The sequence below is a fragment of the Amycolatopsis sp. NPDC051061 genome, assembly GCF_040682935.1.
Taxonomy (GTDB): domain Bacteria; phylum Actinomycetota; class Actinomycetes; order Mycobacteriales; family Pseudonocardiaceae; genus Amycolatopsis.
In genome coordinates, this window is record NZ_JBFBBZ010000003.1 from 306,425 (window position 1) to 327,240 (window position 20,816).

The 20,816-nt window shown below is 72.4% G+C and carries 19 protein-coding genes; 13 read left to right on the plus strand and 6 right to left on the minus strand.

Translation table 11 applies throughout. The features are described from left to right. The first annotated feature begins 124 nt into the window (after positions 1-124). From AB0N03_RS06100 to AB0N03_RS06115, 4 genes are read left to right on the plus strand one after another with little or no spacing between them, the layout of a single operon-like run. On the plus strand, positions 125-2,905 hold the full coding sequence (locus AB0N03_RS06100) for a BTAD domain-containing putative transcriptional regulator (protein ID WP_364366143.1): 2,781 nt from the start codon (positions 125-127) through the stop codon (positions 2,903-2,905). A gap of 22 nt (positions 2,906-2,927) precedes the next feature. Then, positions 2,928-3,275, plus strand: coding sequence for a hypothetical protein (locus tag AB0N03_RS06105; RefSeq protein ID WP_364366146.1), 348 nt, complete (start codon positions 2,928-2,930; stop codon positions 3,273-3,275). Further along, the gene (locus tag AB0N03_RS06110; protein ID WP_364366149.1) at positions 3,272-5,089 is read left to right on the plus strand and encodes a RiPP maturation radical SAM C-methyltransferase; all 1,818 of its coding nucleotides are present in this window, start codon (positions 3,272-3,274) and stop codon (positions 5,087-5,089) included. The genes AB0N03_RS06105 and AB0N03_RS06110 overlap by 4 nt, the downstream gene beginning before the upstream one ends. A gap of 25 nt (positions 5,090-5,114) precedes the next feature. Next, positions 5,115-5,516: a DUF6294 family protein gene (locus tag AB0N03_RS06115; protein ID WP_364366152.1), complete on the plus strand. Its 402-nt coding sequence runs from the start codon at positions 5,115-5,117 to the stop codon at positions 5,514-5,516. 19 nt (positions 5,517-5,535) lie between these two features. On the opposite strand, the gene AB0N03_RS06120 is transcribed toward AB0N03_RS06115, so the two are convergent. From AB0N03_RS06120 to AB0N03_RS06130, 3 genes are read right to left on the minus strand one after another with little or no spacing between them, the layout of a single operon-like run. Beyond that, positions 5,536-6,675, minus strand: a complete 1,140-nt coding sequence (locus tag AB0N03_RS06120; RefSeq protein ID WP_364366155.1) for an epoxide hydrolase — start codon at positions 6,673-6,675, stop codon at positions 5,536-5,538. A 9-nt stretch (positions 6,676-6,684) separates the two neighbouring features. Then, positions 6,685-7,176 carry a hypothetical protein gene (locus tag AB0N03_RS06125; protein ID WP_364366158.1) on the minus strand — a complete coding sequence of 164 codons (492 nt, stop codon included), beginning with the start codon at positions 7,174-7,176 and terminating at the stop codon, positions 6,685-6,687. Positions 7,177-7,190: 14 nt separating this feature from the next. Next, positions 7,191-8,606, minus strand: a complete 1,416-nt coding sequence (locus AB0N03_RS06130; protein WP_364366161.1) for an amidohydrolase family protein — start codon at positions 8,604-8,606, stop codon at positions 7,191-7,193. A gap of 140 nt (positions 8,607-8,746) precedes the next feature. Between AB0N03_RS06130 and AB0N03_RS06135 the strand changes: the two genes are divergently transcribed. The 5 genes from AB0N03_RS06135 (at position 8,747) to AB0N03_RS06155 (ending at position 13,417) form a co-directional block, all read left to right on the plus strand. Continuing rightward, positions 8,747-9,556 carry an IclR family transcriptional regulator C-terminal domain-containing protein gene (locus AB0N03_RS06135; RefSeq protein WP_364366163.1) on the plus strand — a complete coding sequence of 270 codons (810 nt, stop codon included), beginning with the start codon at positions 8,747-8,749 and terminating at the stop codon, positions 9,554-9,556. Between the two features lie 67 nt (positions 9,557-9,623). Next, positions 9,624-10,784 carry a CaiB/BaiF CoA-transferase family protein gene (locus AB0N03_RS06140; protein ID WP_364366165.1) on the plus strand — a complete coding sequence of 387 codons (1,161 nt, stop codon included), beginning with the start codon at positions 9,624-9,626 and terminating at the stop codon, positions 10,782-10,784. After that, positions 10,777-11,586 carry a citryl-CoA lyase gene (locus AB0N03_RS06145; RefSeq protein WP_364366168.1) on the plus strand — a complete coding sequence of 270 codons (810 nt, stop codon included), beginning with the start codon at positions 10,777-10,779 and terminating at the stop codon, positions 11,584-11,586. Before AB0N03_RS06140 ends, AB0N03_RS06145 begins: the two co-directional genes overlap by 8 nt. 11 nt (positions 11,587-11,597) lie before the next feature. Next, positions 11,598-12,458, plus strand: a complete 861-nt coding sequence (locus tag AB0N03_RS06150) for a dioxygenase (protein ID WP_364366171.1) — start codon at positions 11,598-11,600, stop codon at positions 12,456-12,458. A 5-nt stretch (positions 12,459-12,463) separates the two neighbouring features. Beyond that, complete coding sequence (locus tag AB0N03_RS06155) at positions 12,464-13,417, plus strand: zinc-binding alcohol dehydrogenase family protein (protein ID WP_364366174.1); 954 nt, start codon at positions 12,464-12,466, stop codon at positions 13,415-13,417. Here AB0N03_RS06155 and AB0N03_RS06160 read toward each other — a convergent pair. Together AB0N03_RS06160 and AB0N03_RS06165 are read right to left on the minus strand one after the other, a co-directional pair. Then, complete coding sequence (locus AB0N03_RS06160; RefSeq protein ID WP_364366177.1) at positions 13,414-13,947, minus strand: carboxymuconolactone decarboxylase family protein; 534 nt, start codon at positions 13,945-13,947, stop codon at positions 13,414-13,416. The genes AB0N03_RS06155 and AB0N03_RS06160 overlap by 4 nt on opposite strands. A 104-nt stretch (positions 13,948-14,051) precedes the next feature. Continuing rightward, positions 14,052-15,293, minus strand: coding sequence for a carbohydrate binding domain-containing protein (locus AB0N03_RS06165; protein WP_364366180.1), 1,242 nt, complete (start codon positions 15,291-15,293; stop codon positions 14,052-14,054). Positions 15,294-15,578: 285 nt separating this feature from the next. Here AB0N03_RS06165 and AB0N03_RS06170 point away from each other — a divergent pair, with 285 nt between their 5' ends. The 4 genes from AB0N03_RS06170 to AB0N03_RS06185 all read left to right on the plus strand — a co-directional run bounded on the left by AB0N03_RS06170 (position 15,579) and on the right by AB0N03_RS06185 (position 19,963). After that, positions 15,579-18,161: an FtsX-like permease family protein gene (locus AB0N03_RS06170; protein WP_364366183.1), complete on the plus strand. Its 2,583-nt coding sequence runs from the start codon at positions 15,579-15,581 to the stop codon at positions 18,159-18,161. Then, positions 18,154-18,846, plus strand: coding sequence for an ATP-binding cassette domain-containing protein (locus tag AB0N03_RS06175; protein ID WP_364366186.1), 693 nt, complete (start codon positions 18,154-18,156; stop codon positions 18,844-18,846). Before AB0N03_RS06170 ends, AB0N03_RS06175 begins: the two co-directional genes overlap by 8 nt. Next, entirely contained in the window at positions 18,843-19,529 is a 687-nt protein-coding gene (locus AB0N03_RS06180; protein ID WP_364366188.1) for an ATP-binding cassette domain-containing protein, read from the plus strand. Before AB0N03_RS06175 ends, AB0N03_RS06180 begins: the two co-directional genes overlap by 4 nt. Before the next feature lie 92 nt (positions 19,530-19,621). Beyond that, complete coding sequence (locus tag AB0N03_RS06185; protein ID WP_364366191.1) at positions 19,622-19,963, plus strand: VOC family protein; 342 nt, start codon at positions 19,622-19,624, stop codon at positions 19,961-19,963. Here AB0N03_RS06185 and AB0N03_RS06190 read toward each other — a convergent pair. After that, complete coding sequence (locus tag AB0N03_RS06190) at positions 19,960-20,799, minus strand: oxidoreductase (protein ID WP_364366193.1); 840 nt, start codon at positions 20,797-20,799, stop codon at positions 19,960-19,962. The genes AB0N03_RS06185 and AB0N03_RS06190 overlap by 4 nt on opposite strands. Positions 20,800-20,816 lie beyond the last annotated feature (17 nt).

Genomic DNA, 20,816 nt, shown 5'->3' on the forward strand with positions numbered 1-20,816 from the left:
GGACTCGGCTCTTCCCGGGTTCACGATTTCGCCACGCCCTGCTCGCCGACCTTGCAGAGACCTTGCGGGGCGAGCAGCATCGACTGGGCCGGTCGTGACGTGTCGATCACGGGGAGCCCGCCGCATGGAGTTCCTGCTGTTCGGGGAGGTGCAGCTCCGTGTCGAGGGAAAGCCGCTGGACGTCGGGACGCCGCGGCAGCAGGCCGTGCTCGCGGCACTCGCGGTCGACGCCGGGCGCCCGGTTCCGATCGAAACTCTCGTCGACCGGATCTGGGGCGAAGATCCGCCGGTCGAAGCGCGCAATGTGGTGTATTCGCACCTGAGCCGAATACGGCTGTTGCTCAAACGGGTTACCGAACTGACCGGCGAACCGGCCGGGCTCCCCCGGCGAACCGCGGGTTACGTGCTGGAAATCGATCCCGGCACGGTCGATCTGCACCGATTCGCTCACCTGGTCGAACGGGGAAACGACACTCTGCGCACCGACGCGGAGCGGGCCGCGGCGCTGCACGAAGCGCTGCTCGCCTGGCGGGGCCCGCCGCTGGCCGGCATCCACGGCGACTGGGCCGAGCAGGTCCGCGCGACCTGGCACCGGCGGCGGCTCGAGGCGGCCGTGCGCTGGGGCGAGCTTGAACTGGGACTCGGCCACCCCGGCCCGGTGATCGCCACGATGGCGGATCTGGCCGGGGAGTACCCGCTCGCGGAACCCCTCGAAGCGCTGCTCATGCGCGCCCTGCACACCGCGGACCGCGACGCCGAGGCGCTCGGCCGCTACGCCGTCGTCCGGCAGCGGCTCGCCGACGCGCTCGGCACCGACCCGGGCCCCGAGCTGCGCGCCCTGCACACCGCGATCCTGCGGGGCGAGCTGCCGGCCTCGACGGCGCCCCCGCCGTCCACTCCGTCCGCGCCGGCCCAGCTGCCGCCCGACACCCCGGGGTTCGCGGGCCGCGAGAGCGCACTGCGCCGGCTCGACGACGTGACCGGCGGGCCGTCCCCCGCCGCGCGAATCGTGATCCTCTCGGGCACCGCCGGGGTCGGCAAGACCACCCTCGCCGTCCACTGGGCGCACTCGGTCGCCCCTCAGTTCGCCGGCGGCCAGCTGTACGTGAACCTGCGGGGGTTCGACCCGACCGGCTCACCGATGCCGCCGGCGGGCGCGGTCCGCGGGTTCCTCGAAGCGCTCGAAGTGCCGGGTGAACGGATCCCCACCACGCTGGAGGCACAGGTCGGGCTGTACCGGACGCTGCTGGCGAACCGGCGCGTCCTGGTCGTGCTCGACAACGCCCGCGACGCCGAGCAGGTGCGACCGCTGCTGCCCGGCGCGCCCGGCAGCGTGGTGGTGGTGACCAGCCGCGACCAGCTCGCCGGCCTGGTGACGGCGGGCGCGTACCCGCTCGTCGTCGACCTGCTCGACGACGCCGAGGCGCACGCTGTGCTGCGCCGGCGGATCGGGGCCGAGCGGATGACGGCGGACCCCGCCGCGGCGGCGGAGATCATCGGCCTGTGCGCGCGTCTCCCGCTGGCGCTGGCCGTGGTGGCGGCGCGCGCGGCGACCTATCCCGCCTTCAGCCTCGCCGCACTGGCCGGCCAGCTGCGGGACTCGCGCGGCGGCCTGGACGAGTTCGCCGGCACCGACCCCGTGACCGACGCGCGCGCCGTGTTCTCCTGGTCGTACCTGCGGCTGGACCCCGCGGCCGCCCGGCTGTTCCGGCTCTTCGGGCTCCACCACGGGCCCGACCTCGGCGCCCGCGCGGCGGCGAGCCTCGCCGGCCTGCCCGCCGGCCGGACGCGGCCGCTGCTGTCCGAGCTGGCGAACGCGCACTTGATCGCCGAGCACGCTCCCGGCCGCTACACGGTGCACGACCTGCTGCGCGCGTACGCCACCGAACTGGCCCACGAGGAGGAGTCCGGCGCCGAGCGCGACGCCGCGGTCCACCGGGTGCTAGGCCACTACTCCCACACCGCCTACCACGCCGACGGGTTCATCGATCCCCGCCTCGAGGTACCGCCCGCGTTGACCCCGCTCCCGGCGGGCGCCGAGGCCGAACGGATCGTCGACCAAGGGCAGGCCCTGTCCTGGTTCGAGGCCGAGCACGGGGTGCTGCTGCAGGCCGTCCGCGAGGACCCCGGGTTCGACGCGCGGGTGTGGGAGCTGGCGTGGTCGATGCAGCGGTTCCTGGCGATGCGGGGGCACTGGCACGACGAGAGCGCGGTGCTCACGGCGGCGCTGGAGGCGGCGAGTCGGCTCGGGGACGAGCGCAAGCAGGCCTTCGCGCACCTGCACCTGGGCGTGACGCGAGTCCGGTTCGGCAGGCACGCCGAAGCCGCCGACGACTTCGGAGCCGCGTTGACCTTGTACAGCGCGAGCGACGACGTCGTCGGGCAGGCCTACGCGCACCGGCAGTTCGCGTGGCTGCTCGATCGGCAGGGAGCCGTCGCCGACGCGCTCACCCACGCCGAGCAGGCCCTGGAGCTGTTCCGCGCGGCCGGGCACCAGGCCGGGCAGGCGACGGCGCTCAACGCGGTCGGCTGGTTCCACACCCTGCTCGGCAAGCACGCGTCGGCCGTCGAGTACTGCCGGCAGGCCCTGAACCTGCAGACGCTGCTCGGCGACCAGATGGGCGCGTCCCAGAGCTGGCACAGCATCGGCTACGCCCACCAGCAGCTCGGCGAGCACGACGAGGCGGTCGCCTGTTACGAGAAGGCACTGGAACTGGTGCACCGCAACGGGAACCTGGTGATCGAGGCGCGGATGCTCATCGACCTCGCGAACCTCCGCCGCGACCTCGGCGACGTCGAGTCCGCCCGGGCCGGGTGGCAGCGGGCCCACGACATCCTCGCGCGCCTCGCCCACCCGGACGCCGACGAGGTGCGCACGAGACTGGCCAAAGTACACAGTGGATAGTCACCGAACAGGAGGAAATCCCATGTCCGAAGAGGAATCGGTAGATTTTGTCAAGTTTTGGCAGAAGGTGAGGGCGGTGACCGACCCAGGTCTGACGGATTCGGAGCGGGACCTGGTGCACGCCGGCCTCTTCCTCGCCTGGATCTTGACCACCCGCGCCAGCGAACTCGAAAAGGGCTTTGAGGGGTCCTTCACACCGGACCAAGTGGCGGTGCTCAAGGAGTACGGACCCGGCACCGACGCGTCCGTCCACTTCGTTCCCGGCCTCGTGGCCCAATTCTCCTCCATCCAGTCGGCTGGGGACTCCATCCGATCCCACACCTCCATCCAGCCGGCTGGCGACTCCATCCGATCGCACACCACGCCATGACCACGCCGTCGGTGGTTCTCGTGTCCATGCCGTTGCGCGAAGCCCACCGGCCGTCCATCCAGCTCGGGCTGCTCAAGGCGATCGCACGGCAGCACGGACTCCCCGTTCGCACCCTGCACGCGAACCTCGACTTCGCGGTGCGGATCGGCCTCGACCACTACCGGCGGCTCGCCGAGCACCGCGGCCGCCAGATCGGTGACTGGCTCTTCTCCGTCGCGGCGTTCGGCGAGGCGGCGCCGGACCCCGACGGGAAGCTGCTCGCCGAACTCGGCGACGAACTGTCCTACCTGGACGGGCCGGAGCGCCTGCTCGCCACGCGCGAGCAGGACGTTCCCGCGTACCTCGACGCGATCGCCGAGGAGCTGGCGGGCGTCCGGGTGGTCTGCTTCAGCTCCACCTTCCAGCAGAACACCGCGTCGTTCGCGCTCGCGCGCCTGCTGAAGGCCCGCGATCCGGACGTCGTCACCGTGTTCGGCGGGGCCAACTTCGAGGGCGAGATGGGCCGGGAGCTCGTGCGGTCCGTCGACTGCGTCGACTTCGCCGTGCTCGGCGAGGGTGACGTCGCCTTTCCGCGCCTGCTGGGCGCACTGGCCGAGGGTGCCGACCCGGGTGGGATCCCCGGTGTCGCGCGGCGGGTCGGCGGCGAGGTCGCCGTCACCCCCGCCGAGCCACCCCACGAACGGCTCGACGACCTGCCGGTGCCGGACTACGGCGAGTACTTCGAACGGGCGGCGCGGCTCGGCCTGCCGACCGACCACGTCGCGATCCCGTTCGAGTCGGCCCGGGGGTGCTGGTGGGGCGAAAAGCACCATTGCACGTTCTGCGGGCTCAACGGCACCACCCTGCGCTTCCGCGCCAAGTCGGCTGCCCGGGTGCTCGCCGAGCTGGACCAGCAGGCGCGCCGCCACCGCACCTTCCGGTTCGACGCCGTCGACAACATCATGGAGGCGGGCTACCTCAAGCACCTGCTGCCGGCGCTGGCCGAGACCGGCCGCGAGTACGAGATCTTCTACGAGGTGAAGGCGAACCTGACGCGGGCCCAGCTCAAGCTCCTCGCCGAAGCGGGCGTCACGCAGCTGCAGCCGGGCCTGGAGTCGCTCAGCTCCGCGGTGCTCCGGCTGATGGACAAGGGGGTCCGCGCCGCGCAGAACGTCAACCTCCTGCGCTGGGCCCGCTACTACGGCATCACCGTCGGCTGGAACATCCTGTGGGGGTTCCCGGGCGAGCCGGCCGGGGAGTACGCCGCGCAGGCGGCGGTCGTCCCGCACCTGGTCCACCTCCAGCCACCGTCCGGTGCGGAACGGCTGTGGCTGGAGCGGTTCAGCCCGTTGTTCACCCAGCCCGGCCGGTTCCCGCTGCGGGCGCGGGAGCCGGAGGCCAGCTACCGCCACGTCTACCCGGCGGAGGTGGACATCGACCGGGTCGCCTACTTCTTCGACTACGCACCGGAGGACGAGCTGCCCGCGGAGGTCTACGCCCCGCTGCAGACAGCGGTCGCGGCGTGGAAGGCGGCCTGGGAGGCGGGCTCGCCGCCGGTGCTGGTCTACCGGTGCGCCCCCGGCTTCCTGCAGATCTACGACAACCGGCACGCCGAGAGCCGCGGCACCCACACCTTCCACGACACCCTCGCCGATCTCTACCTCGCCTGCGTCGACCGGCCGCGCACCGCCAAGGCCGTGCACCACGAGCTCGGTCTCGCCGTGCCGGTCTCCGCCGTCGAGGGCGCGTTCCGGCGGTTCGCCGAGCGCGGGCTCATGTTCCTCGACGGCACCCTCGCCCTGTCACTCGCGCTGCCCGCGACGCCGGGCCGCTGACCCGGATGCGGAAAGGTGCGTGAGCATGGACCCGACGGTCATCCTGGCGACGGCGAGCGCCGCGGCGGAGCCGCTCACCGGCTGGACGCCGTGGGCCTACACCTGGGGACGGATCACGCAGGGGATCTGCACGATGGCCGAGGGCGCCCGGTGGACCCTGTCCCCCGACGGCACCGCCACCTTCGACGCCACGGTGTCGGGCGGCGAAGACGGGGCGGTGTTCGTCATCTGGCACGTCGACCTGTGCGACGCCACCGGGGCGATCCTCGGTTCGCTGACCACCGAGCACCCCGTCGAGGGCGACTGGCGCAAGTTCGTGCGGGCCCTGCCGAGCAGCGCGGAACGCTACCGGTTCCGCGCGTGGGCGAGCTTCGACGTGGCGCTGTGGGACGACATCGCGTGCTTGAAGATGCACTCGAGCTGTTGAGGGCGCCCAGCCGAACCGCTCACCCGGCGGCCCGTCGGTAGGGGCGGAAGAACTCCCTCAGCTCCCGCGCGTAGAGCTCCGGTTCCTCGAACGCCGCGAAGTGCCCACCGCGCGCCGGTTCGGTCACGCGGACCGTGTTCGCGGTCCGCTCGAGCCAGGCCCGCGGCGGCCGGACGATGTCGCCCGCGAAGAGCGCGAAGCCGGAAGGCACCTCCACCCGGCGGGCCAGCTGGGCCGGCGGGATCGCCGCGTTCGCGCGGTACATCCGCATCGACGAGCCGATGGTCTCGGTCAGCCAGTAGAGCGTGACGTTCGTGAGGATCTCATCCTCGGTGAAGCGGAAGCCGTCGCTCCAGGACTGCATCTTCTCGACGATCCACGCGGCCAGCCCGGCCGGGGAGTCGTTGAGGGCGGCGGCCGCGGTCTGGGGCTTCGTGCGGTGCATCGCCGCGTAGGCGCCCTCGGCCGCGCCCCAGTCCGCCACGGTCGCCATCCAGTCGCGCTCCGGCGCCGTCAGCTCCGCCGGGTCGCCGGTGAAGATCGGCAGGCCCGCGTCCGTGCGGTGGACCGCCACCACCCGGTCGGGGTGATCGAGCGCGAGGTAGCGGCTCACGTGGCTGCCGATGTCCCCGCCCGCCGCGCCGAACCGCGGGTAGCCGAGCCCGTCCATCAGCTCGGCCCACAGCCGGGCGACGGCGATCGAGTCGAGCGGGACCCGGGGCCGTGAGGAGTACCCGAAGCCGGGCACGTCCGGGACGATCACGTCGAAGGCGTCGGCCGGGTCGGCGCCGTGCGCGCCGGGGTCGGTCAGCAGCGGGATCACCTTGGTGTAGCGCCAGAACGAGTCCGGCCAGCCGTGGGTGAGCACCAGCGGGAGCACCGGCCCGGCCGGGTTCGCGGCCCGGACGTGGGCGTAGTGGATGTCGTGGCCGCCCACCGCGACCCGGAACCGCGGGATGGCGTTCAGCTCGGCTTCCCGCGCCGGCCAGTCGAACCCGTCCGCCCAGTAGGCGGCGAGCTCGCGCAGGTAGGCGACGTCGGTGCCGGCCGACCACCCGGCGTCCTCGGGCGCGTCCGGCCAGCGGGTCGCCCGCAGCCGCGTGCGGAGGTCTTCGAGGACGGCCGGTTCGGTCTGCGGCGCGAAGGGACGTGACGTCATGATCCGACTCTACGAGCGGAGCAAGCCGATTATCGCGGCCGACTTCGGCTCGTCGAGGAACCGCAGGCCCATGAAGTTGTCGCCGGGCGTGAAGCCGGGCAGCGCCCAGATCTCTTCGTACGGGATCCCGGCGCGCCGGTGGCGTCGCAGGCTGTAGACGTTGCTGAACAGGCACTTGCCCGGGTCCGGGTTCCACAGGCGCCGGGCGAAGGCGGGGTTGCGGAAGCCGTGGCCCACCTCGGCGGTGGCCTGGACGTGCTTGCGGCCGGTGAACAGGACGATGTCGCCGGTGGTGACGGTGTCCATCCGGCGGTCGTACTTGTCCTTGGCGCCCCAGAACCGTGCCCGGCCACTCGCGTGCAGCGCGTTCAGGCGGGCGAGGTCGGCCGGGTCGAGCAGGTCGGCGTGCGCGCGGAAGTCCACGGTCTTCTCGAGCGACTCCGCGCCGTACCGGCGCGCATCGGGGGTGCCGTAGGCGGGCTGGATGAAGACCTGGACCACCGCGCCACGCTAGCTCAGCCGCCGTGGGTGGTGTCGCTCTGGTAGTCGGTGTAGGTGTAGGGGTTGTCGAGGATCTTCGCCTCGGGGACGTCCGGGTTCATGCCCTTCAGCCACGCCTCCTCCCCCAGCTGCCCGCGCAGGTGCTCGACGGTCGACTCCACCTGGCGCCGGACCGCCGGGAGGTCCACGTCCACCAGGCGGCCGTCGCGCTTCACGACCCGGCCGTTGACCAGGACCGTGTGGACGTCGCCGCGCTGGGCCTGGAACGCCACGTGGCCGTACGGGTTGAGCAGCGGGAACGACACCGGGGAGTGCTCGTTCTTCAGCAGCACCACGTCCGCCTTCTTGCCGGCCTCGAGGCTGCCGATGTCCGAGCGTCCCAGTGCGGCCGCGCCGCCGCGGGTGGCCCACTCGACCACCTGCTCCGCCCGCAGCGCCGCGTGCGTCACCGTTTCGCCCTTCGCGTGCGCCTCCAGGTGCTCGCGCGAGCGGTCCGCGCCCAGCGTCGTGCGCATCGCCGAGAACAGGTCGCCGCTCCACCAGACCGACGTGTCCATCGACAGCGACACCGGGATGCCGTACTGGCGCAGCGCCCAGGTGGACGGGTAGCCCTGGCCCGCGCTCTGCTCGCTTTCCGTCGAGACCGACGCCGACCCGCCGGTGGCCGCGATCCGGTGGTAGGAGTCCGCCGCCAGGGACGCGCTGTGGACGTAGATCGTCTCCGGGGTCATGAACCCGTGGTCGTGCATCAGCTTGATGCCGTCGTCGCCGGTCGCGCCCCAGACGCCGGCGTGGGTGGTCACCGGCACGCCGAGCTCGCGCGCCACCTCGAAGGCCGGCTTCTCCGGGAACGCCGGTTCGCCCGTGACGTCGAACGCGAGCTGGAAGCCCAGGTCGCCGCCGGTGCGGCGGGAGACGAAGTCGCGGAATTCGGGGGTGGCGGTCCACGTCGCCGGGGCGTCCTGGATGTTGCCGTAGGCCAGGACGAACCGGCCGGGCACGGCTTCGAGCGCGTCGGCCGCCGCGTCGGCGTGCTGGGTGGTCCGCAGGCCGTGGGACCAGTCCACGGTGGTCGTGACGCCCGCTTCGAGCGCTTCCCACGCGCCGAGGAGGTTGCCCGCGTAGATGTCCTCGGGGCGGAACACCTTGCCCCATTCGAGGTAGTACCAGACGAAGTACTGGGTCAGCGTCCAGTCGGCGCCGTAACCGCGCATCGCGGTCTGCCACAGGTGCCGGTGCGTGTCGATCATCCCCGGCATGACGATGCCGCCGGAGGCGTCGATCTCGGTCGTGGCCGCCGGGACCTCGAGCGCGGGCCCGATCGCGGCGATCCGGTCGCCGGTGACCAGGACGTCTTCGCCGGGCAGTACCCGGTGGGCGTCGTCGAGGGTCAGCACCGTACCGCCGCGCAGGACGATCGATTCGGACATCGCTGCCTCCGATTGCGTACACTCGTCCGCTGTACGGACACTCGTGGGGTGCAGTCACCTTTGCCCAGTGCCGCGCCGGTGTCAATCCCCGTCCATCCCCGCCGCTACGCTGCGGGCAGGACTGCAGAGGGAGGTCGCGCATGCCACGCGAGGGAACGGGTCCCGACTTCATCGAAGCGCTGGCGCGCGGGCTCGAGGTCATCACGGTGTTCGGGCCGCACCGGCCGGAGATGACGCTGGCCGAGGTGGCCACGGCCGCCGGACTGGCCCGCCCGACCGCGCGCCGGATCCTGCTGACCCTGGAAGAGCTCGGGTACGTCCGCGCCGGCGGCCGCGGCTACGCCCTGACCCCGCGCGTGCTCGACCTCGGCGTCGCCTACGTGCGGTCGATGGGGCTGTGGGACATCGCCCGGCCGCACCTGGAACGCCTGGTCGAGCGCACGAACGAATCGTGTTCGATCGCCCAGCTCGACGGCTCCGACATCGTCTACGTCGCCCGGGTCGCGGTGCCGAAGATCGTCGGGCTGAGCGTGCAGATCGGCACGCGGTTCCCGGCGCTGCCGACGTCGCTGGGCAAGGTCCAGCTCGCCGCGCTGGCCCCGGCGGAGCTGGACGCGGTGCTGGCTCAGCCGACCCGCTCCGGGCTGGTCCCGCGCTGGCAGCCGGAGCGGGCCGAGCGCGACGCCGAGCTGCGCGAGGTCCGCGCCCGCGGCTGGGCGCTCACCGACGAGCAGCTCGCGCTGGGGATCCGCTCGGTGGCCGCGCCGCTGCGGGACGGCTCGGGCCGGGTGATCGCCGGGGTGAACGTCAACTGCCACGCCGCCGAGACGCCGGTGGAGCGGCTGCTGGAGCACCACCTGCCGCTGCTGCTGCAGACCGCCGGGGAGATCAGCGCCGACTTCGCGCGGTCGCACGACGTCCCGCACGTGACCGTGCCCGCGGTGTCTTGACCGCCACGGCGCTGGCGGGGAGACTGCGGACAATAGTCCGTCAGACGGACAGGAAGCGAGGATCCGGGTGGACCACAGCGCAGCCGGCCCGCTGTCCGGGCTGCTGGTCGCGGACTTCTCCCGGGTGCTCGCCGGGCCCTACGCCACCATGCTGCTCGCGGACATGGGCGCCGAGGTCGTCAAGGTCGAAGGACCCCAGGGCGACGAGACGCGCACGTGGATGCCGCCGGTGCGCGGGGACGTCTCGACCTACTACCTCGGCGTGAACCGCGGGAAGCGCTCGATCGCGCTCGACCTGCGCGCCGATGCCGACGCCGCGCTCGCCCGCGAGCTGGCGGCCCGCGCGGACGTGGTGATCGAGAACTTCAAGCCGGGCGGCCTCGCCAAGTACGGCCTGGACTACGACTCCGTCAAAACGGCCAACCCCGGCAGCGTCTACGCCTCCATCAGCGGCTTCGGCTCGGGCGAGGGCGCGCACGTGCCCGGCTACGACCTGATGGTGCAGGCGATCTCGGGGCTGATGAGCCTGACCGGCGCCCCGGACGGCCCGCCGTACCGGGCCGGGATCTCGGTGTTCGACGTCATGGCGGGCAACCACGCGGTGATCGGCATCCTCGCCGCGCTGCGGCACCGCGACGCGACCGGCGCGGGCCAGCACGTCGAGGTCAACCTGCTGTCTTCGGCACTGACGGGGCTGGTCAACCACAGCTCGGCCTACGCCGCGGGCGGGGTGGTGCCCTACCGGATGGGCAACGCGCACCCCAGCGTCTTCCCCTATGAGCCGCTGCCCACCGCCGACGCCGACCTGATCGTCGCCGCGGCCAACGACGGGCAGTTCCGCCGGCTGTGCGAGGTCCTGAACCTGCCGGACGTGCCGGACGATCCGCGGTTCGCCCGCAACGCCGACCGCACGAAGAACCGCGAGGAGCTGCGGCCGGTCCTGGTGGAACGGCTCAAGACCAAAACCGCGGTCGAGTGGTTCGACGCGCTGACGAAGGTCGGTGTCCCGTGTGGACCGATCAACACCATCGACGGCGGGTTCGCCATGGCCGAACGCTTCGGGCTCGACCCGATCGTCGAGGTCGGCGACGGCGATCGCGCCGTCCCCACGACCCGCCACCCGATCCGGTTCTCCGCGACCCCGGCCGCCTACCGGCTGCCTCCGCCGGAGCTCGACGAACACGGCGCCGAGCTGCGCGCCTGGCTCACGGAGGCGACGGATGACTGACCCCGCTTACACTGATCCCGTCTACAAAACAGCGCTCGGATCGTCCACAAAGGACAAGATCACCCTCCTCGGCCAGGATCTCGCCGAGGACGTCATGGGCACCGTCGGGTTCGGCGAGCTGGCCTTCTGGCTGGCGACGCAACGACGTCCGTCCCCAGGGGAGACCCGGGTCTTCGAGGCGGTGCTGGCGGCGCTGGCCGACCACGGCTTCACCCCGACCGCGATCGTCACCCGGCTGACGTACCTGTCCGCGCCCGACTCGGTCCAGGGCGCGCTCGCCGCGGGCCTGCTCGGCGGCGGGTCGCGCTTCCTCGGCGTCACCGAGGACTGCGGCCGGTTCCTGCACGATGTCCTCGCGGCCACCGAAAGCACACCGGCGGACGAGGCCGGCTGGGACGCGCTCGCGCTCGAGACCGTCGAAAACCGCCGTGCCGAAAAGAAGTTCGTCCCCGGACTCGGGCACCACGTGCACAAGGACGGCGACCCGCGGACCCGGCGGCTGTTCGAGATCGCCGCCGAAGAAGGCCTGCGCGGCCCGCACCTGGAGCTGTTCGCCGCCATCGGCCGCGTGCACCCGCAGGTGCTCGGCAAGACACTGCCGCTCAACGGCGCCGGCGTCTGCGGCGCCGCGCTGGCCGACCTCGGGCTGCCGCTGGAGCTGCTGCGCGGGTTCGCGCTGCTGGCCCGGACCGCCGGGCTCATCGGCCAGCTCGCCGAGGAGCTGCGCCACCCGGTCGCGAACGACATCTTCCTGTCGGTCGACCTGAACAACCAGCCGGTCCCGCCGGACCCGCAACGCTGAGAGGAACGCCGATGCAGCTCGTCACCGAGGACAACATCACCGAGCTCGCCGCGCAGCGCTGGGCGAGCGCGCACGACCCGCGCACGGCGGAGGTCATGGCCGCCCTCGTCCGGCACCTGCACGCCTTCGCCCGCGAGGTGCGCCTCAGCGAGACCGAGTGGATGGCCGCCATGCGGTGGCTGACCGAGACCGGGCAGATCAGCGACGCCAAGCGCGAGGAGTTCATCCTCGCCTCCGACGTGCTCGGCCTGAGCATGCTGGTCGTGCAGATGAACCACGCCTTCGACGCCAAGGCGACACCGGCGACCGTGCTCGGCCCGTTCCACATCGACGGGTCGCCGGAGCAGGAGTTCGGCGGCGACATGTCCGATGGCCTGCCCGGCACGCCGCTCTACATCACGGGCACCGTCACCGGCCTCGACGGCTCTGCCGTGGGCGGGGCGATCCTCGACGTCTGGCAGGCCGACGAAGAAGGCGCGTACGAGTCGCAGATCGCGGACATCGACGAGGCCCGGCTGCGCGCGAAGTACGCCACCCGCGCCGACGGGACCTACTGCCTGCGCACCATCGCGCCGAAGGGCTATTCGATCCCGATGGACGGCCCGGTCGGCGAGCTCATCGGCGCCACCGACATCAGCCACTTCCGCCCGGCCCACGTGCACTTCCTGATCAACGCGGCCGGCTACGAGCCGCTGATCACCCACCTGTTCCAGGAGGGCGCCGAGTACCTCGACAGCGACGTCGTGTTCGGCACCAAGCAGGAGCTGGTCGTCACCTTCGAGCCCCGGGACCCCGGGCCGACGCCCGACGGTGGCGAGTCGGCCGAGCCGTGGCTCGAGGCGCGCTACGACTTCGTGCTGCAGCCCGTCTGACGCCGGTGCGCGCGGCGGAGATCCGGGCGGCGGGCGGTTCCCCGGTGGTGGCCGACCGGCCGGTGCCCGAGCCCGGGGCGGATGAGGTCGCGGTGCGGGTGACGGCGGCGCCGATCACCCCGCTCGACCTGCTCTGCGCGTCCGGCACGTCCTACTTCGGCCGGCCCGAGACGCCGTACGTGCCGGGAGTCCAGGGGGTCGGGGTACTGACGCGGCCGACGCCGGCCGAGCCGGCCGGGACCGCGGTCTGGTTCGCCACGACCGCGGGTATGCGGCCCGGGGACGGCAGCATGGCCGAGTACGCCGTCGTCGCTCCCAATGATCTCGTGGTCCTGCCGTCCGGGGCGGACCACGCGCTGGTCGCGGCGCTCGGACTGTCGGCGGTGGCGGCGTGGATGTGCTTGACCTGGAAGGGAAGTCTCGTCCCGGGCGAGACCGTGCTGGTGCTCGGTGCCGGTGGTGTGGTCGGCCAGTCGGCGGTGCAGCTGGCCCGCGTGGCCGGGGCCGGGCACGTCGTCGCGTGCGCGCGGTCGGCGGCCGCGGTGGAGCGCGCCGGGCGGCTCGGCGCGGACACCGTCGTGCGGTTGGCGGAGGACGACGACGTCGACTCGCTGGCGCGGCGGCTGGGTGACGTCCCGGTGGACCTGGTGATCGACCCGGTGTCGGGGATCCCGGCCGCGGCGGCGCTGCGCACCCTGCGCCCGGGCGGGCGGCTGGTCAACCTCGGCAGCGCCGCCGGTGACGAGTGCCCGGTGTCCTCGGCCGTGCTGCGCAGCAGGTCACTGCACATCCACGGCTACACGAACAACGAACTCGACACCGGCCGCCGCCGCGAAGCGCTCCTCACGGTGGTGGAGCACGCGATCGCCGGGGCGCTCACCGTCGACCACGAGCGCGTCCCGCTGGCCGAAGCCGGCGCCGCGTGGCGCCGCCCCGGCCGGATCGTGCTGGTGCCCTAGCGGGCGTAGCCGTTCGCGGCCAGCTGCTTGCCGATCTGGTCGAAGACGGCCTGGTCGTCCGGCACGACGGTGGCCAGGCCGTCGACGTACCGGTTGAACAGGCAGAAGGACGCCGCGATCAGCACCGTGTCGTGCAGCTCGGTGTCGGTCGCGCCCTCGGCGCGGGCGGCGGCGACCAGCTCGTCGGTGACCGCGCGGCCCGTCTCGCGCACGGCGAGGGCGATCCGCAGCAGCGCCTTGAGCTTCGCCGACACAGGGGCGTCGTCGATTCCGCCGCACGCGGCGTCGACGACCGCGCGGCCGCCTTCGATGGTCTCGGCCGCCGCGGCGGCGTGGCTGCCGGTGCAGAACCGGCATTCGTTGCCGTTGGAGACGACGGTCGCGATCAGCTCGCGCTCGCCGACGGTCAGGGTGCTGGGGCCGCGCAGCAGGACCTGGGCCAGCTGCCCGAGCGGCGCCGCGGTTTCCGGCCGGTAGGCGAAGAGCGCGGAAATGCCCGGCAGCTGCGGGTCGAGCGGGATGTGCGGCATCGAAGTCCTCCTCGTGAGGGCGAAAGATCGTCCCTCGCGAGTGTTTCGGCTCGCGGCGGCCCGGCCAACCTCCGCACTGCGCAACCGGGCCACCGCCGAAAGGCTCAGCCGATGGTGACGTCGTCGGCGTAGAGGGCACTTTGGCCGTACCAGCCGTGGACGTACACCGTCACCGCGCCGGACGCGCCGGTCGTGAACGGCACCGACAGCTGCGTCCAGCCGCTGCTCGAGGTCCACGTGCTGGCGTTGGCGCCGCCCCGGACCCCCACGTAGGCGTAGCTGCCCTGCACCCACGCCTTGAGCGTGTAGGCGTGGTTCGGCGCGAGCGTGACGTTCTGCGCGGCCTCACCGGTGGCCGAGGAGGTCGGCACCACCTGCAGCGCGTGGGTCCCGGAATGGGCCGGGGTGGCCACGATCGCGTCACCCGCGGCGCTCCACGGGCTCAGCGCGCCGGACTCGAAGCCGCCGTTGACGACGCCACCCGCGGGTGGGGTGCCCTTCACGGTCAGCGTGAACGTGGCGCTGTGGCTCGCGGACGCCGCGGTGCCGGTGACGGTCAGCGCGTAGACGCCGGGGACCGCCGCCGACGTGGTGCTCACCGACAGCGTCGCGCTGCCGCCGGCGGTCACCGAGCCCGGGCTGACCGACGCCGTGACGCCGGCGGGCGCCCCGGTGACCGCCAGCGTCACCTGCTGGGCGGATCCGGACGTCACGGCGGTGCCGACGGTCGCGGTGGCCGAGCCGCCCGGGTCGAGGGCGGCCGAGGACGGGTTCGCGGCGAGGGAGAAGTCGTTGCCGGGCACGGTCGTGCCGCCGGTGAACGGCTCGAAGGCGTGGCTGAAGAACCACGTGTCCTGGGCGATGCCGGAGCAGCTGTCCGAGGCGCCGCTGCCGGGGCAGCTGCCGTTGTCGCGCTGCAGGGCCCAGAACGACAGCTCGTTGATGCCCTTGGAGACCGCCCAGTTGTAGACGGTGGCCGCGTCGGCGGTCGTGAACGTCTCGGCCGGACCGAAGTCGTCGACGCCGATCATCTCGGTGATCCCGACCATCCCCCACAGCTGCGCCTGCGTGGCGATGTCGGCGCCGAACGTGGAGTTCGCGATCGGCATCCCGGTGTCACCGTTCCAGTAGACGGTGCAGGAACCCTTGGTGGCGGCCTGGATGAAGGCCATCGTGAGGTGCTTGGCGCCCGACTGCTGGGCCAGCGCGGCGGGGCTCTCGCCGGTCCAGGCTTCGAAGTACGGCGCGAAGACGTGCGCGGGCAGCGGCGTCGCGGCTTGGGCGGTCCCCGCGGCGGCGACCAGGGATCCGGTCGAGATCGCTGTCAGGGCCAGTAAAACGGACATTCGGGAAAAAGGTCTGCGTCGACGCATCTGCGCTCCAGTGCCGGCGGGAGCCGTGCCGCGGCGTAACACGGCGAGAACGTCTTCAGGATTGGATCAGACCAATATCGACGTCAAGGTCTAGACCATTAAACCGGCCGGATGGCCGCACGCGTTGCTCGTTCCCGATTCGTGCGTCGATGACCGCGTGTGAGCAACAATCGGATACAAAAACGTGCCACCTCCTGCGATCTGCCGGTAGCGTGCGCGTCCATGCGGGTGAAATGGGGGAAGAATGGACAGCGCAGAGTGACCAAGCCGTGGCGCGCGGCCCCGAAGGCCGCCCTCTCCAGCCCGCTCACCCTGATCGTCGCGGCGGTGACCTCGCTGCTCGCCTGCTTCCTCGGTACCGCCGCGGTCCTGCAGGCCTCCGCGGCCGGCGGCGCGACGATCGCCTACCAGACCGGGATCACCTGCCCCGACAGCTACGGCCCGGTCTTCGGCAAGGGCAACATCCCCGTCCAGAACATCCCGGCACTGACCAGCGCGGTACAGCGCCACGCCGGCGCGCACGGCTTCGGCGCACCCGTCGTCGGCCAGTACACCACCGTCCTGTTCGGCACCCAGTTCAACGGCGACCCGAACTACAAGGTCCGCCTCGCCTACCGCGACCAAGCCGGTCTGGACAACCTGGCGCTGCAGCAGGGCAGCCGCGCGCCCGGGCTGTGGCTGGGCAACGTCGTCGCCGGCGCCGAGCACATCGGGGTCGGCACCAAGCCCAGCATCCAGGGCATCCCGCTGCCGCCGGTCACCGGCATCTACCGCGACCTGCTCGACCCGCCGCCGCGCTGGTGGTGCTCACAGCAGTCCGGCGCCGTCGTCGACCGGCTCGCCAACGACCCCATCGACTCGATCGTCTTCGCCACCGACCGCAAGACGTTCGACAACACGATCAAGGCGATCGGCCTGCCGAAGATGCAGTACTTCCACATCTCGTTCTACGAGCCCGCTCCGACCACCCTCAGCGCGGCCGAAGACCTGCTGCAACGCTCCCACGACCTGGTCGCCGACGTCCGCGCGGACCTCACCGCCCAAGGGCTCGGGAACCTGGTCGCCGCCGACGTCCCGACGTTCGACCGCTCGGTGCAGATCGGCCGCCAGGCCCAGGACAACGTGTTCGTCTCGATCCTGCCCCTCGCGCTGATCAGCGTCCTGGTCGGCTGCGCGGGCCTCGGCACGGTCGCCCTGCAGTGGTACCAGCGCCGCCACGCGCAGCTGCGGCTGCTCTCCGCGCGCGGCAGCGGCCCGGGCGCCCTCGGTGGTCTCGCCGTCGCCGAACTCGGCCTGCCGATCCTGCTCGGCGGCGCGCTCGGCGCGATCGCGGCCCGGCTGCTGCTCGGCGTGTACGGCCCACCCGGCGCGCCCGACCCCGACGCCGAGCTGCGCGCCGGCATCGTCGCGGCCGGCGTGCTGGTCGTGTCGCTCGCGCTGCTGGCCCTGGTCGTCGCCGTCCGGGCGCACCGGGAGTTCGAACTCGGCCGCCTCCGCCGGGAAGGCAACCGGATGCGGCTATTGGGGTACTTCCCGTGGGAGCTCGCGACGGCCGGCATGGCGTGGCTCGGCTGGACCCGCCTGGCCCACTACAGCACCGGCTCCCGCCTCGGAAATCCATTACCCCAAGTCGACCCGTTGGCCCTGACCTACCCGGTGTTCGTCGTGCTGACCGTCGGCCTGCTGACCGCGCGCCTGGCGTGGCTGGCCCTGCACGCCTCCCACCGGGCCCGGTTCTGGTCGCGCCCCGCGCTGCAGCTGGCGATCCGGCGGCTGGCCAGCGCCCGCGCCCCGGTCACCGGCGTCCTGGTCATCGGCACCCTCGCCATCGGCACGCTGGCCACCGGCATCGGTATCGCCGACGGCCAAGAGGCCGCGCTCGACACGAAGTCGGCGATCTTCGTCGGCGGCAACGCCCGCCTCGACACCGACAGCCCGATCGGCATGGGCACCGTCGCGATGCCCGCCGCGCTGGCGGGCACCAGCACCGTCGTCGGCGAGCTCACCGGCACCGGCAGCGTCGTGCTGGTCGTGGACCCCGCGACGTTCACCAAGGGCGCCGCCGTCGGCGACGTTCCCGCCGGCGACCTCGACGGACTGCTGAGGCAGATCTCCCAGCCGAACCCCCAGGGCACGCCCGTCATCCGCGTCGGCCACACCGCCAAGCAGAAGCCCCAGCTGCCCGACGGGCTGCGCGACGCCGTCACCGTCGCCGACCTGCCGGTGTTCCCGATGATCGGCACCTCACCCGGCTACGTCGTCTCCCGCACTGCCCTCGACCACGGTCAGCTGGACCGGATCCCGAAGTGGAGCGTCCTGACCGGCGCGCCGCTGGCCGACGCGACCGCCGCGTTGCGCGCCGCCGGCGTGTTCATCCCGAACCGGATCAGCCGCGAGACCGCACTGGACAGCCTGCCGTTCTTCGTCGTGTCGTGGACGTTCTCCTTCGTGGCGCTGCTCGGCGCGGTCCTCGGGGTCGTCGCGATCCTCGCGCTGCTGGTGGCGGTCGAGGTCCGGCGACGGCAGAACGCCCTCTCCGGGGCACTGGTGCTGCGGATGGGCATGCGGCCGCGGACGCTGCTGGCGAGCCACCTGATGGAACTGGGCGCGCTGAGCGGCGTGGCGATCGTCGTCGGGGTGGTGTGCGGGATCTCGGTCGCCGGCCTCTCGGTGCCGCGGTTCGACCCGGCGACCTTCCTCGCACCCCGCTCGGAACTGCCCGACCCGCTGCCGTTCGTGCTGACCGTCCTGGTCATCGGCGTGCTCGTGGTGGGCCTGGCCGGCTGGATCGCGGTGCGCTCGGTGCGCACCGCCCGGACCGCGGAGCTGATCCGTGCCTGACAAACCGATCTTCTCCCTGCGCGGCATCGGCGTCGACTACCCGACCCCGGCCGGGGTCGTCACCGGCGTCGACGACGTCAGCTTCGACGTCCCCGCGCGCGGCATGACCGTGTTCGCCGGGCCGTCGGGTTCCGGGAAGTCGACGCTGCTGCGCGTGCTGGGCCTGTTCGAACAGCCCGCGCGCGGCACGCTGACCTTCCAAGGCGCCGACGTCCGCAAGCTCAAGCACCGCGAACGGCGCGCCCTGCGGCGCCACCACCTGGGGCTGGTGTTCCAGAACCCGTCCGACAACCTGCTCGGCTACCTGTCGGTGGCAGAAAACCTGCGCGCCGCGGCCGAAGCCGCCGGAACCGACTGCAACGCCGAAGACATCCTGGCCCAGCTCGGCCTGCACGGCACCGGCGACTGGAAAATCTCCGCGCTCTCCGGCGGACAGCAGCAACGGCTCGCCTTCGGGTGCGTGCTCGCCGCCCGCTCGACGGTCATCCTCGCCGACGAACCGACCTCCCAGCTCGACGAAGCCTCGGCCGACCTCGTGCTGGAAACCCTGCAGTACCTCGTGGACCAGGACTTCGCCGTGCTGGTCGCCTCGCACGACGAACGCCTCATCGACCTCGGCGCACGCGTGGCCCGGCTGCACAAGGGCACCCTCGACGGCGTCGAAGAACGGAAGCCCCGCCCATGACCGCGGAAGCCGTGCCGTCCATGCTGGAAGCCGTCGGGCTGCGCCGCAGCTTCGCCCACCCCAGCGGCGACATCGAGGTGCTGCGCGGCCTCGAACTGCGCGTCGCCGCCGGCGAACTCGTCACGGTCTCGGGCCGCTCCGGCTCCGGCAAAAGCGCCCTGCTGGCCCTGCTGTGCGGGTTCGACTCCCCCGACTCCGGCTGCGTGCTGCTCGACGGCGTCCCCATCAGCGGCGCCCCGCCGTGGCACACCTGCGCCGTCCTGCCGCAGGCACTCGGGCTCGCCAACGAGCTGACGATCGCCGAAAACGTCGCTCTCCCGCTGCGGCTGCGCTCGGACATCCCCCGCCCGTCCCCCGCGGCGATCCGGCACCGGGTCACCGACCTGCTCGACGAGCTGGGCATCGGCGAGCTCGGCGACCGCTACCCCCTCGAAGTGTCCTTCGGGCAGCAGCAGCGCGTCGCCCTGGCCCGCGCGGTCGCCGGCCGCCCCCGGGTCCTGCTCACCGACGAGCCGACCGCCCACCTGGACGCGGGCAGCACACCCCGGGTCCTGCGGCTGCTGCGCCGCTGCGCCATCGAAGGCGCGGCGGTGATCGTCGCGACCCACGACGACGACGTGCACCGCATCGCCGACCGCCGCGTCCGCCTCCTCGACGGAGTGCTCACCGCACTGCTCGACTAGCGAACAGCAACCGATCAGGAATCGAGAAGCGCTGGTCAGCGGACCACGAATACCGTCGTCGTCGTACCGCACCACCGACTTCAGGAGCACCGATGAGCACCCAGGGGATCAAGACCGTCCTGCACCCCGTCGCCGACCTGGCCGCCGCCAAGGCCGTCTACACCGCCCTGCTCGGCATCGAACCCCAGGCCGACTCGCCCTACTACGTCGGCTACGACGCCGGCGGCCAGCACATCGGCCTGGTGCCGAACTCGGGCATGACCTCGCCGATCACCTACTGGGAGGTCGCCGACATCCAGGCCAAGCTGGCCGAGGTGACCGCGGCGGGAGCGAAGGTGAACGACGAGCCGAAGGACGTCGGCAACGGCCGCCTCGTGGCCACCTTCACCGACGCCGACGGCAACGTCCTCGGCCTCCTGCAGGACCCCGCCTAATCCAGCGCCGTCGACCGGCTGACGTCCTCCCACGCCGCCAGATCAGCGGCGAGGGACTCGTGCTGGGCCCGGATCGCCTCCACCGCGTCCGCGCCCAGCGCGAGGTGCAGTGGCGCGTCGTCGCTGCCGACCGCCCGCACGATCGCCGCGGCCGCCTTCACCGGGTCGCCCGGCTGGGTGCCGTCCATGGTCTCGACCGCGTCCCGCGTGCCCGAGGTCGACACGGCGTAGGCATCGATCGTGCGGGACCGGTGCATCCGGCCGCCACCGAACTCCGTCCGGAACGCGCCCGGCTCCACGATCAGCACCTTCACCCCGAACGGCTTCACCTCTTCGGCGAGGGCTTCGGACAGGCCCTCCAGCGCGTACTTCGTCGCGCAGTAGGCGCCGTAGCCGGGCATCGACAGCTGCCCGCCCATCGAACTGATCTGCACGACCGTGCCGCTGCCCTGCGCACGCAGGTGCGGCAACACCGCCTTCGTCACCGCCACCGCACCGAAGAACATCACGTCCATCAGCGCGCGCAGCTCCTCCAGCGTCAGCTCCTCGACCGCGCCGACCGAACCGTTGCCGGCGTTGTTGACCACGACGTCGATCCGGCCGAACTCCTCGAGCGCCGTCTTCACCGCGGCATCGACCTGCCCGGTGTCGGTGACGTCCAAGGCCGCGGTCCGGACCCGGTCACCGCCACGTTCCCGCAGCTCGGAGAGCGTCTCCGGCCGCCGTGCCGTCGCCAGCACCCGGTCGCCCGCGGCCAGCGCGGCCACCGCGATCTCCCGGCCGAACCCGGCCGAGCAGCCGGTGATCAACCAGACGCGGCCGTCGGTGTTCGTCATCTTCGTCTTCCTCCCAG